General features: G+C 63.4%; 13 protein-coding genes. 7 read left to right on the forward strand and 6 right to left on the reverse strand.

The features are described 5' to 3' along the window. Window positions 1–2 precede the first annotated feature (2 nt). Together nrdR and KR227_RS01385 are read right to left on the reverse strand one after the other, a co-directional pair. Window positions 3–467 carry a transcriptional regulator NrdR gene (gene nrdR, locus KR227_RS01380; RefSeq protein WP_151548723.1) on the reverse strand — a complete coding sequence of 155 codons (465 nt, stop codon included), beginning with the start codon at window positions 465–467 and terminating at the stop codon, window positions 3–5. Between the two features lie 180 nt (window positions 468–647). Further along, window positions 648–785, reverse strand: coding sequence for a hypothetical protein (locus KR227_RS01385; RefSeq protein ID WP_218363398.1), 138 nt, complete (start codon window positions 783–785; stop codon window positions 648–650). Window positions 786–1417: 632 nt separating this feature from the next. Here KR227_RS01385 and lexA point away from each other — a divergent pair. The 3 genes from lexA (at window position 1418) to KR227_RS01400 (ending at window position 4451) form a co-directional block, all read left to right on the forward strand. Further along, entirely contained in the window at window positions 1418–2116 is a 699-nt protein-coding gene (gene lexA, locus KR227_RS01390; RefSeq protein WP_218363399.1) for a transcriptional repressor LexA, read from the forward strand. A 587-nt stretch (window positions 2117–2703) separates the two neighbouring features. Continuing rightward, a complete protein-coding gene (locus KR227_RS01395) occupies window positions 2704–3483 on the forward strand; it encodes a DeoR/GlpR family DNA-binding transcription regulator (protein ID WP_218363400.1) in 780 nt (259 codons plus the stop codon). Further along, window positions 3480–4451 (forward strand): 1-phosphofructokinase family hexose kinase, encoded by a 972-nt coding sequence (locus tag KR227_RS01400; RefSeq protein WP_218363401.1) that lies wholly within the window; start codon window positions 3480–3482, stop codon window positions 4449–4451. Before KR227_RS01395 ends, KR227_RS01400 begins: the two co-directional genes overlap by 4 nt. Before the next feature lie 105 nt (window positions 4452–4556). On the opposite strand, the gene ptsP is transcribed toward KR227_RS01400, so the two are convergent. Then, the gene (gene ptsP, locus KR227_RS01405; RefSeq protein ID WP_218363402.1) at window positions 4557–6248 is read right to left on the reverse strand and encodes a phosphoenolpyruvate--protein phosphotransferase; all 1692 of its coding nucleotides are present in this window, start codon (window positions 6246–6248) and stop codon (window positions 4557–4559) included. 489 nt (window positions 6249–6737) lie between these two features. Here ptsP and KR227_RS01410 point away from each other — a divergent pair, with 489 nt between their 5' ends. From KR227_RS01410 to KR227_RS01425, 4 genes are all read left to right on the forward strand, one after another. Beyond that, window positions 6738–7517 carry a DeoR/GlpR family DNA-binding transcription regulator gene (locus tag KR227_RS01410; RefSeq protein ID WP_218363403.1) on the forward strand — a complete coding sequence of 260 codons (780 nt, stop codon included), beginning with the start codon at window positions 6738–6740 and terminating at the stop codon, window positions 7515–7517. Then, on the forward strand, window positions 7514–8476 hold the full coding sequence (locus KR227_RS01415) for a 1-phosphofructokinase family hexose kinase (protein ID WP_218363404.1): 963 nt from the start codon (window positions 7514–7516) through the stop codon (window positions 8474–8476). The genes KR227_RS01410 and KR227_RS01415 overlap by 4 nt, the downstream gene beginning before the upstream one ends. 31 nt (window positions 8477–8507) lie before the next feature. Continuing rightward, a complete protein-coding gene (locus KR227_RS01420) occupies window positions 8508–10562 on the forward strand; it encodes a fructose-specific PTS transporter subunit EIIC (RefSeq protein WP_218363405.1) in 2055 nt (684 codons plus the stop codon). 154 nt (window positions 10563–10716) lie between these two features. Continuing rightward, window positions 10717–10983: an HPr family phosphocarrier protein gene (locus tag KR227_RS01425; protein WP_151528602.1), complete on the forward strand. Its 267-nt coding sequence runs from the start codon at window positions 10717–10719 to the stop codon at window positions 10981–10983. Between the two features lie 77 nt (window positions 10984–11060). On the opposite strand, the gene KR227_RS01430 is transcribed toward KR227_RS01425, so the two are convergent. The 3 genes from KR227_RS01430 to KR227_RS01440 all read right to left on the reverse strand — a co-directional run bounded on the left by KR227_RS01430 (window position 11061) and on the right by KR227_RS01440 (window position 14546). After that, entirely contained in the window at window positions 11061–12350 is a 1290-nt protein-coding gene (locus KR227_RS01430) for a uracil-xanthine permease family protein (RefSeq protein WP_218363662.1), read from the reverse strand. A gap of 204 nt (window positions 12351–12554) precedes the next feature. Further along, a complete protein-coding gene (gene hflX / locus KR227_RS01435) occupies window positions 12555–14093 on the reverse strand; it encodes a GTPase HflX (RefSeq protein ID WP_218363406.1) in 1539 nt (512 codons plus the stop codon). Window positions 14094–14207: 114 nt separating this feature from the next. Beyond that, window positions 14208–14546 (reverse strand): FeoC-like transcriptional regulator, encoded by a 339-nt coding sequence (locus KR227_RS01440; RefSeq protein ID WP_218363407.1) that lies wholly within the window; start codon window positions 14544–14546, stop codon window positions 14208–14210. Window positions 14547–14592: the final 46 nt, after the last annotated feature.

Raw genomic sequence — 14592 nt, forward strand, 5'->3', positions numbered from 1 at the left:
AGCTAGAAGGAGTCGGATTTCTTCGCGACGCGACGCATCTTGCGAATTTCTGCCTCGAAGTCATCGGCACTGCTAAAGGAGCGATAGACGGAGGCGAAGCGCAGATAGGCGACCTCATCGAGTTCGCGCAAAGGCTCGAGAATGGCCAAGCCAATGTCATTGGCATTGACTTGTGAGCTGCCGTGGCTGCGCACGGTCTCCTCCACCTCTTGGGCCAGCCGCTTGAGTGCATCATCAGAGACGTCTCGGCCCTGGCAAGCGCGGCGCACACCGGTGATCACCTTCTCGCGGCTAAAGGGCTCGGAGACGCCATTGCGCTTGAGTACCAACAGCATGGCCTTTTCGATGGTGGTGAAACGGCCGCCGCATTCGGAGCATTCACGGCGGCGGCGGATGGCCGATCCGGCATCAATCACGCGGGAGTCGATCACGCGCGAGCTCTGATTCTGGCAAAAGGGACAGTGCATGGTGGCGAATCCTCAATAATCCAATCCGATCAGGTGCCGGCATACACCGCCGACACAGCGGCTCTGAGAACCTCACCTCAACACCGCTATCTGACACGCCAGTCTAGCGAAGCGCGACCCGGCCCCGAGAGCAGCTACCGAGATGGGCACACCGCCCCGGCCTCACTCGCGCCTGCTGTACTAGTGCACACTCGCCGTCTGGGTAACGAGATTCGGCGGGGTGTACGGAGCCTGGCCGTCTTGGGTGCTCATCGCGGCGTGGAAACCACCAGCCAAGAGCACACCCACACAGGTGGACACGAGCGCTTGCTTCAGCACGGCACGCCACGGGGCACCGTGGGAGGAATGAGCTACACCTGCGGAGCAGCCATTCGAACGATCACACGCATCCCCGGCGAGCCGAGAAAACGACGCATCATACACCCCGTGGCCAGCACCACCCGCCCCAGGCGATCGCCGTGGTGTTCTATCTGAATGAGAAAGCGTTCGAACACCACACGCCGAACGGGAGAGCTCTCGGCGTTGCACACCGCTCCAGGTGGCGGCCGGAGACACCACCGCCGGAGAGGACTGCGGGTAGGAAGAGCCCACGCCACGGGCGCTACGAGGTGCAGATACGGGGTTAAGGGAGAGAGTCATGAGAAGTCCTTTCACTGAGCGAGTACATCACTAGGGGCCACTGTAGGAAGAGCGTCGGACGTTCGAAACAATCCTTCACTCACATGTTCGACTATAGACAGTGTGTTCGATAGCGCGCAAGTGCAATCGAACACCGCAGTCATGCTTGCTCTGCTGGGCGAACAGCCGTATGATTTGAAGAGAAAAATGTTCGATTGGGCGTGTTCGAACGCCACGCCCCTTTCGGGCCGTAGCGCACAGTGGGTCATATCGGCCCTTGTCGTGCTCCGCACCTGCTCGCTCATCGCCAGACAACTTTCGAAGGACTCCTCATGGCCCGCACCCCCTCCGAACCTGACTACAGCGCCCTCTCCGAGCGGCAGCGGCGCATTCTCGAAGTGATTCGGGATGCCGTTGTTCTCCGCGGCTATCCGCCGAGCATTCGCGAAATTGGCGATGCCGCCGGACTGCAGTCCACCTCCTCCGTGGCCTATCAACTCAAGGAGCTGGAGAAGAAAGGCTTTTTGCGGCGCGATCCCAATAAACCGCGCGCCGTCGATGTTCGCCATCTACCGGAATCGGCAAAGCGCCCCGGCCCGAAGTCCAAGCGCAGCCAGAAGCCCTCCCCGGCCGATGAGGTTCCGGAAAGCACGTCGAGCACCACCTATATTCCGGTTGTGGGATCCATCGCCGCAGGGTCGCCGATTCTTGCCGAGCAGAACGTCGAAAGCTACTACCCCCTACCGCAGGACATCGTCGGCGATGGTGAGCTCTTTATGCTCCAGGTCGTTGGCGAGTCTATGAAAGACGCCGGCATCCTCAACGGCGACTGGGTGGTTGTCCGCTCCCAGCCCGTAGCCGAGATCGGCGAGTTTGTGGCAGCCATGATCGATGGCGAAGCAACGGTCAAAGAGTTCCATAAGGATCGCAGCGGCGTCTGGCTGGTCCCGCACAATATGGAGTTCGACTGGATCAAGGGCGATGAGGCAGAGATCCTCGGCAAAGTCGTATCTGTGATGCGCAAGCTCTAAGTGGCTCAATCCCCACAGAACGGGCAGCATATGGCCACCTCAGCGCCGATAAACGGGGCACAATCCATGCCTCGCTAGCGCCTGAGACCACATACTCACACCCCACGAACAGAGAATTACCCTCATTCGTGGGGCTTTTACTGTGCACCAGGCGCCGCTGTTGCCAAAGTAACAACATCGGACATCACACTCTGCGGCTGCACGCTAGACGCCGGTGTCACCGCAGCTCATCACAGCAGCACATCCCTCTGTGCCCGCAGCGATGGCGCACCCTACGGGGGCGGAGGACGGACACAATGCGGAGCAATGCCACACCCATGTGTGGAATTTGGCCCGATTCTTTCTAGGTTCCCGCCCGATCGTGCGAAAATGGATCTACATAATTCGATAACAAACCCACATAGTGCAGGCCGCGAACTTTTATTTTCACACACGCAGCCTCGCCCGATGCCCCGACTGTGTGCCACAGCGTCGCCGTTGGTGCCCCGCACAGTGGGTGATTATCTGTATATGGTCTGCCCCAGCTGTTGGCGCGAGCGCGGCTGTATGCGGACGCGTTTGTTCTAACTGAGGAGAAGTGGACACCGATGTACGCCGAAGAACGCCGGAGACAAATTGCCTCCCTGACATCGATCGAAGGCCGCGTGAATGTCACGGAGTTGGCCACCAAGTTTGGTGTCACCGCTGAGACCATTCGCCGCGATCTCGCCGTCCTTGACTCCGAGGGCACCGTGCACCGAGTACATGGCGGCGCGGTGGCGAGCCAAAGCTTCCAGACCGCCGAGTTCAGCGTGGATGCCCGTTCCCGCTCTGCCTCCGGCGCCAAATCCGCCATCGCGCGTGCCGCCATGGAGTTTCTCCCCGATCGCTCGGGCGGCATGTTCCTCGACGCCGGTACCTCTATTTCCGCCCTGTGCGAGCTCATTTCCGAGCACCCCAATGCCCGCGCCTGGTCGATCGTGACGAACTGCCTCGCGCATGCGATGCACTTGGCCAGCAATGGTTTGGATGAGGTGCAGCTTCTCGGCGGCTCCGTTCGCGCCATTACCCAGGCAGTCGTCGGCGATACCGCACTACGCACCCTCGCGCTGATGCGTGCCGACGTAGCCTTCATCGGCACCAATGCCTTAACGCTCGATCACGGCCTCTCCACGGCGGACTCCCAGGAGGCCGCGGTGAAACGCGCCATGATCACCAATGCCCGCAAGGTCGTTGTGCTCTGCGACTCCACCAAACTGGGCAGTGATTATTTGGTGAGCTTCGCCTCGATCACTGATATTGATGTGCTCATTACCGATGCGGGCGCACCGCAGACCTTCGTGGATAATCTGCGCGAACGCGGCGTTCATGTGGTGTGCGCCCAATGATTCTCTGCGTCACCCCCACCCCCGTGCTCCAGCGCGCGGCACGGATCTCCTCCCCCATTGCTCCCGGCGAGGTCAACCACTTCAACGATGTGGGCATCACCGCCGGCGGTACCGGCACCAACGTTGCCTATGCCCTGTATTTGGCAGGCCAGTCCGCCCTAGCTCTCTTCCCAGCCCCACAGATCAGCCACTATATGCGCCTGATCACTGAGATGGGTCTGGCCCATGACTACATCGAGGTGCCTGGCCCGATTCCCATGCACTCTGCCGTGATCGAATCGGATCTCACCACCACCGAGTTCCGGGATCCGCCGATGCCGCTCGATAGCCACCAGCTGGCCATGCTGCGGGATAAGACGGTCGCCGCAGCCGAGCATCACCAATCGGTGCTGCTTACCGGCCCGCTGCCTATTGTGGCCACCCACGGCTGGTATTCGGATGTGCTGCGTAGCCTGTGCCTCTACCACCCCAACAAGAAGGTCTCGATCGCCTCGACGGGGCCGGCACTGCAGGCCGTGCTGCGCCAAGTGGGCACGATTGCCCCGCATTCCGTGATGTGTCACCTCGAAGACATCGCCACCTGGGCGCGCAGCGACGTCGAGGAGCTGCGCTCCCACATCCTGGCGGAGCCGGAGTCCAGCGCTTCAGAGCTGGCTCGCACCTGCCAACCATTGCTCGACGCCGGCATCCACACCCTCCTCATTGGTATTGACCGCCGCCACAGCCTGCTGCTCACGGAATCTATGAGCGCGCTCGGGCGCTACACCGGCACGCCGGGATATATGTCTATCCCGTGGCGCGATAGCCTCGTCGCCGGTTTCCAGCTCGGGGTGTGCGAGGATGCGCCCTGCGCCGAGCAGCTACGGCTCGCTGTGGCCTTCGGCGCCGCCGAGGGCGATAGTCTGCACTCGTTCATGCCCACCAAGGACGGCGCCCGCTGCGACCAGGTGGAGATCATCCCGCTCTAGGGCTGCGCCCCTACGCTCGAGATACCCCATACACACCAACACCGCGCCGGCGACTACGAGAGATATCAGGTAGTCGCCGGCGCGGTGCGTCAAGGCCGCGAAGGCTTAGAGGCCGAGCAGTTCGCGCACTGCGCCCTTGGCCTCGGTGGCACCGGCGGAGTCCAGTGCCACGGCAGCGGCGTGCTGGCACTCCTCGAGAGTGACATGCGCCAGCTGGGCGCCAACGCCGGCAATGGCGGTGGCGGCGGCAGAGAGCGAATTAACGCCAAGGCCGGTGAGCACACACGCCAGTGCCGGGTCGGCAGCGGCCTCGCCGCACACGCCCACGGCCGTGTTCGTTTCCCTACCCTGCTCGCAGGTGCGCTCGATCAGGCGCAGCACGGCGGGCTGCCACGGATCGGTGAGATACGCCAGCTGCGGCGACATGCGATCGGCGGCCATGGTGTACTGCGTGAGGTCATTGGTGCCGATGGAGACGAAGTCCAGATGCGGCATGAGCTTATCCGCCATCAAGGCAGCGGCCGGAACCTCGATCATGGCGCCGGGAATAAGGTTGCGCTCGCGGCACAAGCCGGCGAACCACTTGGCCTCGCGGGCGGTGGCCACCATCGGTGCCATCACCCAAGTGGGAGCGGCTTCATCGCGGCCCAAGCTCTCGCTGGCCAGGGCGATGGCGTCGAGCTGGCGCGTGAGCAGGTCCTCATTTGCGCGGGCGATGCGGAGACCACGCACACCAAGCGCGGGGTTTTCTTCCTCTGCCATATTGGCGAAGGCCACCGGCTTATCCGAGCCGGCGTCGAGGGAGCGCACCACAACCTTGTTGGAGGGGAACACCGACAGCACCTTCTTATACACCTCTGCCTGCTCCTCAACGGAGGGCTCGGAGGTGGCGGACAAGAAGCACATCTCGGTGCGGAAGAGGCCAATGCCCTCGGCCGGGGTTTGGGCGGCGACGCGGGCGGCGTTGCCATCTTGGACATTGGCCAAGAGCTGCACGCGGTGGCCATCCATAGTCTGGGCGGGGCCACGCCAGCGGGCGACGCGCTCGGCCATCTCCCGGGACTTGCGTACCTCGGCGGCGGCAAACTCCGGATCGGCGTGGGTGGACACGGTGCCCATGGCGCCATCGACGAGCACCTCAGTGCCGGATTCGATCTCATGGATGCCCGTGCCCGCGGCGACGATACAGGGCACGCCCAGCTGGCGGGCCAAAATAGCGGTGTGGCTGGTGGGACCGCCCAGCTCGGTAACCAGGGCGGTGAAGTAGGTGGTGTCAAGAGCCGCAGTATCCGCCGGGGAGAGGTCATCGGCAAAAAGCACGACTTCCTTGTTCACGGCCGGCAGGCCGGGCTCTTCCTCGCCGCGCAACTCGGCGATCACGCGGTCGCGGATATCACGAAGGTCGGTCACGCGCTCGGCCATCACGCCACCGGCGGTCTCGAACATGGTGATGAACTTATTGGTGGCAGTCACCACGGCGTACTCGGCCGGGTGGCCGCCACGGATGGCCTTGCGCACGGTCTTCTGCCAACCCTTATCCCGCACCATGCCGGCGGTGGCTTTCAGAATTTCCTTGGCGTGATCGACCGCATCGGCCGAACGGTTCTCGAGACGTTCCGCCACGGTGGCGGCAGCAGTCTGGAAGCGCTCGAACTCGGCGTCGCGCTGGTCCTCTTCGATAACGGGACCCGAGGTGGGCAGAGCGGGGCGTGGACGAATCCACACGGCCTCGGCGTAGCATACGCCCGGCACAACGCCGGTTCCCTTGTATGTGGTGGCCTGGGAGGTATCAGTCATGAGGCGGGGACACCTTTCTTATATGGGCGTCGTGTGACGGTTTGGTTACTATCTGCGCTGTCCATCCTAGGTAAGGGATGCCACGTGCAGTGTTATGCTGCTCACACCGCACCGCGAGACGGCGATAGGTTGATAGTCTGTCGCGCCGATTGATGCCGGTCACTATGACGGGAGCATTGTGTTCGGAGCCTAGGGACCCAATATAGCACGCCCACGATGTCCGAGCGGCAAAAAATGGAACAGAATCCAACATCACACTTTTGACAAACCCACATAAATGGGCGTAAACAGATACATTGAACAACATTCTCAGGACGTCCCCTCCCGAGAAGGGGTGTAGGGCCCGTCACCTGTGCATTGTGGCCCCGCCGGACTGCACCGTCCACGAGGACACGGCGGCAGATGTGGTGTTTCCCACACCGACACTGCTATCGCGTTCCGACTGTGCGTCCTCGCCCCTGACCACACGATCACTAAGGGCTGACACATATGCTTTCTGTCCATCAGCGCAGAGGAGAGATTTCCTCGCTGACGAACACGCAGGGCCACTCCTCGGTGGCCGAGCTGGCGACCCGTTTTAATGTCACCCCAGAAACGATTCGTCGGGATCTCAAACAACTGGAGAATGCTGGATTATTGCAGCGGGTCCATGGCGGCGCCGTGGTGCATCAGTCTGGGCAGCAGTCGCGGCGTTCCTATGCGGCTGCGGAGCTCGAGCGTTCCCGCGAAAAGCGCACCATCGGTGAGCTCGCGGCCACTCTCATCCCGGACGGCCCCGCGGCCATTTTCATGGACGCCGGGACCTCGACAAATACCCTCGCCAGCGTGATGGCTGAGCGTTATAGCGAGCAGTCGTGGACGATTGTGACTAATTCCCTGTCCATCGGCATCACTTTGGCCGCCGCTGGGGTGCCCGGGGTGAATCTGGTGGGCGGCACGATGCGCGCCTTCACCCGCTCGGTCATTGGGGAGCAGGCTGTGGATACCATCTCCGCCTTGCGCGCTGATATCGCCATTATGGGCACGAACGGACTCAGCGAGGCTCATGGGTTGTCTACCCCCGATCCCTCTGAGGCAGCGATCAAAAGAATGATGGTGCAGAATGCTTCCACAGTGATTGCGCTGTGTGACTCGTCGAAATTCGGGCAGGACTACATGGTTACCTTCGCCGATATGAACGATGTGGACTATGTGGTTACCGATGAAAACGTCGACAGCCACTACAGAGACACCTTAGAAGCCCACGGAATAGAGGTCGTGCACCCGTGATCGTCACATTCACCCCCAACCCGAGCCTGGATCGCACGCTGTCGCTCGAGGAGCCGCTCAGCCCCGGCTCTGTGCAGCGTTTGAGCGAAACTATCGATTTCGCTGGCGGCAAGGGAATCAATGTGGCCCATGCCTGCGCCCTCGCCGGCGAGGATACCCTCGCCGTCTTACCTGCCCGCGCCACCGATCCTTTTCTTATGGTCATGCAGGAAACCCCCATTCCCTTCGAGGCCACTCCCTCCTCGGGCACGGTGCGCACGAATATCACCATCACCGATAGTGCCGGGGAGACCACCAAGCTCAACGGCCCCGGCCCCGTGCTCAGCCCGCTCGATGTGGATGCCGCCTTGTCTACGCTCGTCGAGCATGCGGCCAACGCCGATTACATGGTGCTGGCCGGTTCCCTGCCCCGCGGTGTGGACGTGGATTTCTATTGCACCGTGGCCCGCACGCTTCACGACGCCGTCCCGCAGCTTCCGCTCGCCATTGACACCTCCGATGACCCGCTGCGTGCCCTCGCACCGCAGCTGGAATCGCTCCAACTTGATGTGTTGAAGCCCAATGGTATGGAGCTGGGTCAGATTGTGGGTGTCTCTGGCGCCCAGCTTGAGGCCAGCGCCCAGGCGGGCGAGTACGCACCGGTGGCCGAGGCCGCCAGCCATCTCATCGCCCGGGGTCTGGGCACCTGCATCACCACTCTCGGCGCGGCCGGGGCGGTACTGACCACCGCAGAAGGCTCCTGGGTGGCCCGGAGCGAGGCGATCACCCCTGTCTCCACGGTCGGGGCCGGCGACTGCACCCTTGCCGGCTATGCCATGGCCCGTACCCGCGGCGATAGCCCCTGCCATGCCCTGAAGTTGGCGGTGTCCTATGGCACCGCAGCGACTCTCAAGCCGGGCACGATGATTCCGAGCGCCGCGGAGGCCGCAGCCATCCGGGTGGACGTCGACAAGCTATAAAGCGCACCGTAGAGCGAGGACACACCGCTTCATGACAGACTCCATCATCACCGAGTCCGTGGTCTCTGTGGACGTTGACTTAGGGGCGCGGCCCGCGGATGTCATTTCCGCATTGGCCACGCGCATTGCCGACGCCGGTCGGGCGAGTTCCGCCGCGGCGCTGGCCGACGCTGCGCTCGCCCGCGAGAGCTCTGCCGGCACGGGTGTCGCTGGCCGCGTCGCTATCCCCCACTGCCGCAGCTCCGCCGTCACTGAGCCCACCGTGGCCTTCGCGCGGCTGAGCCGTCCCGTGGATTTTTCCGGCCCCGATGGCGACGCCGATCTCATTTTCCTCATCGCCGCACCGGAGGACGGCAACGCCGAACACATGCGTATCCTCTCGCGATTAGCGCGGGCGTTGGTGCAGCAGGATTTCCGCACCGCGCTTCGCGACGCCAGCTCCCGCGAGGACGTGGTGCATGCGGTCACTGCTGCGCTCGCCACCACCAGGCGCCGGGCGCGCAGCACCACCTCTTCCCCGCAGCCGCGGATCCGCCGCATTGTGGCGGTCACCGCCTGCCCCACCGGAATCGCGCATACCTATATGGCCGCCGATGCTCTCAAAGCCGCCGCCGCAGAGCGCGCGGATGTGGACCTGCAGGTAGAGGCCCAAGGCTCCTCTTCGCTCGAGCCACTCGATCCGGCAGTGATCGCCGCAGCCGATGCCGTGATCTTTGCCAGCGATGTAGGCATACACGACCGCCAGCGCTTCGCCGCCACACCCGTGGTCGAGTCTGGGGTGAAGCGAGCAATCAACGAGCCGGCGACGCTGCTGGATGAGGCGCTTGCTGCGGCGGATAACCCCGCGGCACCCACCGTCGCGGAGGCCACTAGCGCCGCCGTCCCCGCCGCACGCCGTGCCGGGCAGGTCGGCTGGCCCATGCGCATGCAGCAGGCAGTGATGACCGGGGTGTCCTATATGATCCCCTTCGTCGCCGCCGGCGGTCTGCTGCTGGCCCTCGGCTATCTGGTGGGCGGGGTGGAGACCTCCAGCTACTGGCAAAGCATCCTCGCCCAATACTCACTCAGCACTCTGCCTCCGGCGGAGTTCATGAGTCAGACTGGCGCTGCCGTCTCCTTCGACCGGCCCGCGCTCGCGGTCTACATCGGCGCCGTGCTTATCGCCACAGGGCAGGCCGCGATGAGCTTCATCGTCGCCGCGCTCTCCGGCTATATCGCCTATGCGCTCGCCGATCGCCCCGGTATTGCCCCTGGTTTTGTGGGCGGCGCGATCTCGGTGGCGGTGGGCGCCGGATTCATCGGCGGGCTAATCACTGGGCTGATTGCCGGCGCGGTGAGCGCATGGATCGCCAGCTGGCGAGTACCGCAGGTGCTGCGCTCGCTCATGCCGGTGGTGATCATTCCACTGCTGAGCACCCTCAGTGTCGGGCTGGTGATGTTCCTGCTGCTAGCACGTCCCCTCGAAGCGGTCATGACGGGGCTTCGCCAGGGCTTGGCAGGCATGTCCGAATCCTCCGCAGTGCTGCTCGGCATCGTGCTCGGGGTGATGATGTGCGTCGATCTGGGTGGCCCAGTGAACAAAGCGGCCTATCTTTTCGCCACCGCTGGGCTCTCCACCGGCGATCAGGCCTCGCTGCACATCATGGCCGCGGTGATGGCGGCAGGCATGGTCCCACCGCTTGCGCTCTCGCTGGCCACGTGGCTGCGCGCCTCCGCGTTTAGCACGGCCGAGGTAGACAACGGCAAGTCGGCGTGGGTGCTGGGGTTGAGCTTCATCTCCGAAGGCGCGATCCCCTTCGCCGCCGCCGATCCGCTGCGCGTAATCCCCTCGATGATGGCCGGCGGTGCGGTCACCGGGGCGCTATCCATGGGCCTCGGCGTGGCCTCCCACGCCCCACATGGCGGCATCTTCGTACTTTTCGCCATCACGCCAATGACCGGCTTTCTCGTCTCTCTGCTCGCCGGAGTAACAGTAAGCACCGTGTGCGTGATCGCTACCAAGACTCTGATCAGATCCCGCTCGGCGCCGCACGGCACCACCGGCGCGGGCTCTGGTCACGAGAGAAATGCCACAGCGCAGGTTTAAGCTGCGGCATCTCTACTGAAACATCCCACCTCGGGTGTTACGCAAGCTGCTTTTATCCACGGATGTGACTATCCTTGGGTGAGAACTATTAAGGCCCCCTGCTTCAAAGTGGGGCTAGCGTAGACACCCTTTTATAGAAAGGACATTATCCATTATGGCTTCTAAGACCGTGACTGTCGGCTCCGCTGTCGGCCTCCACGCCCGCCCCGCCACCATCATCGCCGAGGCTGCCGGTGAATTCGATGAGGACATCTTCCTCAACCTCGTTGGTGACGACGACGAGGACACCGACGCCGCCTCCTCCCTGATGATCATGGCCCTCGGCGCCGAGAAGGGCGATGAGGTTGTTGTCACCTCCGACAACGCCGAGGCTGTGGAGAAGATCGCTGCTCTGATCGAGAAGGATCTCGACGCCGAGTAATTCTTCGCTCACGCAGATACATTTACTGCCGCCCACCACATGGTGGGCGGCAGTTGTCTTTGGCGCAGCTATGCGGACTATGAGCGGCGCTCCGCCGGGGCGTAGCGTCCCTCACCGAGGCTGCGGTAGAGCTTCATCATCACGGGATAGAACACGATGATCCCGGCAGAGCCCCAGGCGATACCTTCCAGCGAGATCGAGCCAATAGACAAGGTGAGATTGCCGATGCCGGCGACCAGCGCCACGGCTGCGGCCATGAGATTGACGGGGTTATTGAAATTGACGCGATTGTCCTGCCAGATCCGCACTCCCAGCATGCCGATCAAGCCATAGAGCACCAAGGTGGCGCCACCCAAGACGCCGACAGGAATGGTGAAAATTAGCGCCCCGAACTTCGGGATAAAGGCCAGCGCCACTGCGGTGAAGGCAGCGACCCAATAGGCGGCGGTGGAATAGACCTTGGTGGCGGCCATAACGCCGATATTCTCCGCATAGGTGGTGGTGCCGGAGCCACCAAAACCACCCGCGAGCATGGTGGCCATACCATCGGCCATGAGCGCATCGCCTGCCAGATCATCCATATCGCGGCCCGTCATTTCGGACACGGCTTTGACGTGGCCCACATTCTCCGCAATAAGCACAATCACCACCGGCAGGGTCACCAGAATCGCGCTGAGCTCGAAGTGCGGGCTGTGGAAGGTAGGCAGCCCCACCCATGGGGCGGCGTCGATAGTGTCCACGGCGCCCTCGGGCAGGTTGCCGGTCAGCGCGGCGAAGATCCAGCCCACCAGCACACCAATGAGGATGCCCAAACGGGAGACCATGCCGCGCCCGGCCACCGTGGCACCGAGAATCACCAGCAGCGTCACAGTGGCCACAAGCGGCTGGGTTTGGAAGTTTCCGGCCGCCGTGGGGGCGAGATTTAGCCCGATCAGTGCCACAATGGCGCCGGTCACCGCCGGCGGCATCACCGCGTCAATCACCTGCTTGCCTGCGGCTTTCACGATCACACCCACCACAACCAGGGTGAGGCCGGCAACGAGCACGCCACCGATTTGGGTGCCGATACCCGAGCCTTGGGTGGCGCTCAGCGGCGCGATGAAGGCAAAAGAGCTGCCCAAATAGGAGGGCAGCCGGTTGCGGGTGACGAGCAAGAAGAGCATCGTGCCCAACCCTGAGAACAACAACGTGGTGTTCACGGGGAAGCCGGTGAGGGTGGGCACCAGCAGGGTCGCGCCGAACATGGCGATCACATGCTGCATGCCAATACCGATGGTGCGCGACCAGCTCAGTCGCTCCTCGGGGGCCACCACAGCACCGGGCAGGATCCTTTTGCCATCGCCATGCACCGACCAGCCGAGGCCCAGCGGCCCCGTTCCGCCGCGGCCGGCACTCTCGCTCGAGCGGGACGAGGTGTCTTGAGATTTCGCGGGATTGTTCACAAACCCCCACTCTATAACGCCCAGCCTGCGCAGCAGAGAGCGCCTCGGCCTAGACGCTGCCCTTAAGGGCCCATCCTCGGCGGTGGCGCTGGCTGATCCGGCGAGGTGGCGTCGATAAGCGCTTGTGCCCTAGTGCGTGTGCACCACGTAGCGGGCGAGCTCCGCGGCCAGCTGGCGGGGCAGACGCACATCCATGGTGGTCCCCTCCTCGCCATACTCCTCGCCCAAGACGGTGGCCTGATCGTGCAGCCGCGCCACCACATCACCATCGGTGAAGGGAATGAGCATCTCCACATGCGCGTCGAGGCTATTGAGGAATAGCTCGATGCGGGCCTGCAGCTCCGGGATTCCCTCGCCCGTGTGGGCGGAGACGAACACGCAATCATCCAGCATGGCCTTCGCCTCGGCGAGCACCAGCGGATCTGCCTGGTCGATCTTGTTCACCACAATGATCTCCGGCGGGGCCTGGGTGTCTTGCTCACGCACGATATCGGTGATCACCTCATTCACGGCCTCGATCTGCTTCAGCGGGAAGGGATCAGAGCCATCAACCACGTGCAGCAGCAGATCGGCCTCGAGGATCTCCTCCAGTGTGGAGCGAAACGCCTCCACCAAGTGGGTGGGCAGATGCCGAACGAAACCGACCGTGTCGGTGAAGATCACGCTGCGACCATCGGCGAGCTCGGCGCGCCGGGTGGTGGGGTCCAGAGTGGCGAATAGCGCATCCTCCACCAGCACACCGGCGCCGGTGAGGGCATTGATCAGCGAGGACTTGCCGGCATTGGTATAGCCGGCGATGGCGATTTGCGGGGTGGTCGAGCGCTGGCGGCGGGCGCGCTTGATATCGCGGGAGGTCTTCATCCCCGCGATCTCCTTGCGCAGCTTGGCCATATCCGAGCGCAGGCGGCGACGGTCCGCCTCAATCTTGGTCTCACCTGGGCCGCGCAGGCCAACGCCACCATTCGACCCGGCGCGACCGCCGGCCTGGCGGGACAGCGCCCCACCCCAACCGCGGACGCGGGTGATGAGGTATTCCATCTGGGCGAGCGCCACCTGCGCCTTACCCTCATTGGACTTCGCGTGTTGGGCGAAGATATCGAGAATGAGCATGGTGCGGTCGACGACCTTCACGTCCAGGGCCTTCTCGAGGGCGATCATCTGGCCCGGGCTGAGTTCGCCATCGCAGACCACGGTGTCGGCGTCGGTGGCCTCCACGAGGTGGCGCAGCTCGGTAACCTTGCCGGCGCCGATATAGGTTCCTGGGTCCGGTTTATCTCGCTTTTGGTAGAGCACCTCGACGACCTCCGAGCCGGCGGTTTCGGCTAGGGCTTGCAGCTCGGCGAGGGTGGCCTCGATTTCGGCGCTGGTGCCCTCGGTCCATACGCCGACGAGGATGACGCGCTCGAGGCGGAGCTTGCGGTACTCCACGTCATAGCCGTCATCGCGCTCGGTGCGGCGGATCTGGGTGTCGCGGGTGATGTGGCGGAAGCGGCCGCGCTCCTCGAGCTCAAGCTCACCGGTGGTGGGGGCCTCGGTGGTGGGGGCCTCGGCGGGTTTGGCAGAAATGAGTCCGGTGTGGTCTCGACCGGCGTCGCGTTCCTCCGGCACCACGGTGGGCCGGTGATCGCGGAATGCCTCAGTCATAAGTTCATCATGAGAATCTGTCATCGTATCCGCGATACTACAGTAGTGCGCGTCTCACCTGCGACATTCCTTCTCACGGGCGCCCTTGTCTGCCCACGGTGGGCACTGCGCCCTTCCCTGCCGCCGCTTATCGACGTCTTAGTCACGCGGTGGCAGCGGGCTGAGGCTGAGGGTGACGATTCCTCCCTTGCTCTCACCTTGGGTGGGGACCTCGCAGGAGCCATGGGCGGTGCAGCTCGCACAGGAGCGGGAGGTGGAACACGCCGATACTTGGAGTTTCCGGGTAAGCAGGTTCATTCTTTCGAGCTGTTCGAGGCCGGCGCGAATAACGGAGGGGCTCAAGCCGGTGGCAGCGGAAATACTGCCGATGGTGCTGCTGCCGTGCAGGATGGCACTGCGGATGGCGCTGAGCGGGCGTACCGGTGCGGTGGAATCAGTGCTGGCTTCGGAGGGGGTCGTCGACGATGGTGCGGTCATGACAATGTCACTGCCTTGAGATAGGAGAAGAAGGACTGGCCGGGCG

Origin of the sequence: Corynebacterium sp. TAE3-ERU30 (assembly GCF_019209925.1) — a bacterium.
Classification (GTDB): domain Bacteria; phylum Actinomycetota; class Actinomycetes; order Mycobacteriales; family Mycobacteriaceae; genus Corynebacterium; species Corynebacterium megadyptis.

Bases quoted from the DNA above. Each gene is read 5' to 3' on its own strand.
- KR227_RS01400 (WP_218363401.1), top strand. From the start codon at position 3,480: ATGATTCTCTGCGTCACCCCCACCCCCGTGCTCCAGCGCGCGGCACGG.
- ptsP (WP_218363402.1), bottom strand. From the start codon at position 6,248: ATGACTGATACCTCCCAGGCCACCACATACAAGGGAACCGGCGTTGTG.
- KR227_RS01440 (WP_218363407.1), bottom strand. From the start codon at position 14,546: ATGACCGCACCATCGTCGACGACCCCCTCCGAAGCCAGCACTGATTCC.
- KR227_RS01410 (WP_218363403.1), top strand. From the start codon at position 6,738: ATGCTTTCTGTCCATCAGCGCAGAGGAGAGATTTCCTCGCTGACGAAC.
- KR227_RS01425 (WP_151528602.1), top strand. From the start codon at position 10,717: ATGGCTTCTAAGACCGTGACTGTCGGCTCCGCTGTCGGCCTCCACGCC.
- nrdR (WP_151548723.1), bottom strand. From the start codon at position 467: ATGCACTGTCCCTTTTGCCAGAATCAGAGCTCGCGCGTGATCGACTCC.
- hflX (WP_218363406.1), bottom strand. From the start codon at position 14,093: ATGACAGATTCTCATGATGAACTTATGACTGAGGCATTCCGCGATCAC.
- KR227_RS01420 (WP_218363405.1), top strand. From the start codon at position 8,508: ATGACAGACTCCATCATCACCGAGTCCGTGGTCTCTGTGGACGTTGAC.
- lexA (WP_218363399.1), top strand. From the start codon at position 1,418: ATGGCCCGCACCCCCTCCGAACCTGACTACAGCGCCCTCTCCGAGCGG.
- KR227_RS01395 (WP_218363400.1), top strand. From the start codon at position 2,704: ATGTACGCCGAAGAACGCCGGAGACAAATTGCCTCCCTGACATCGATC.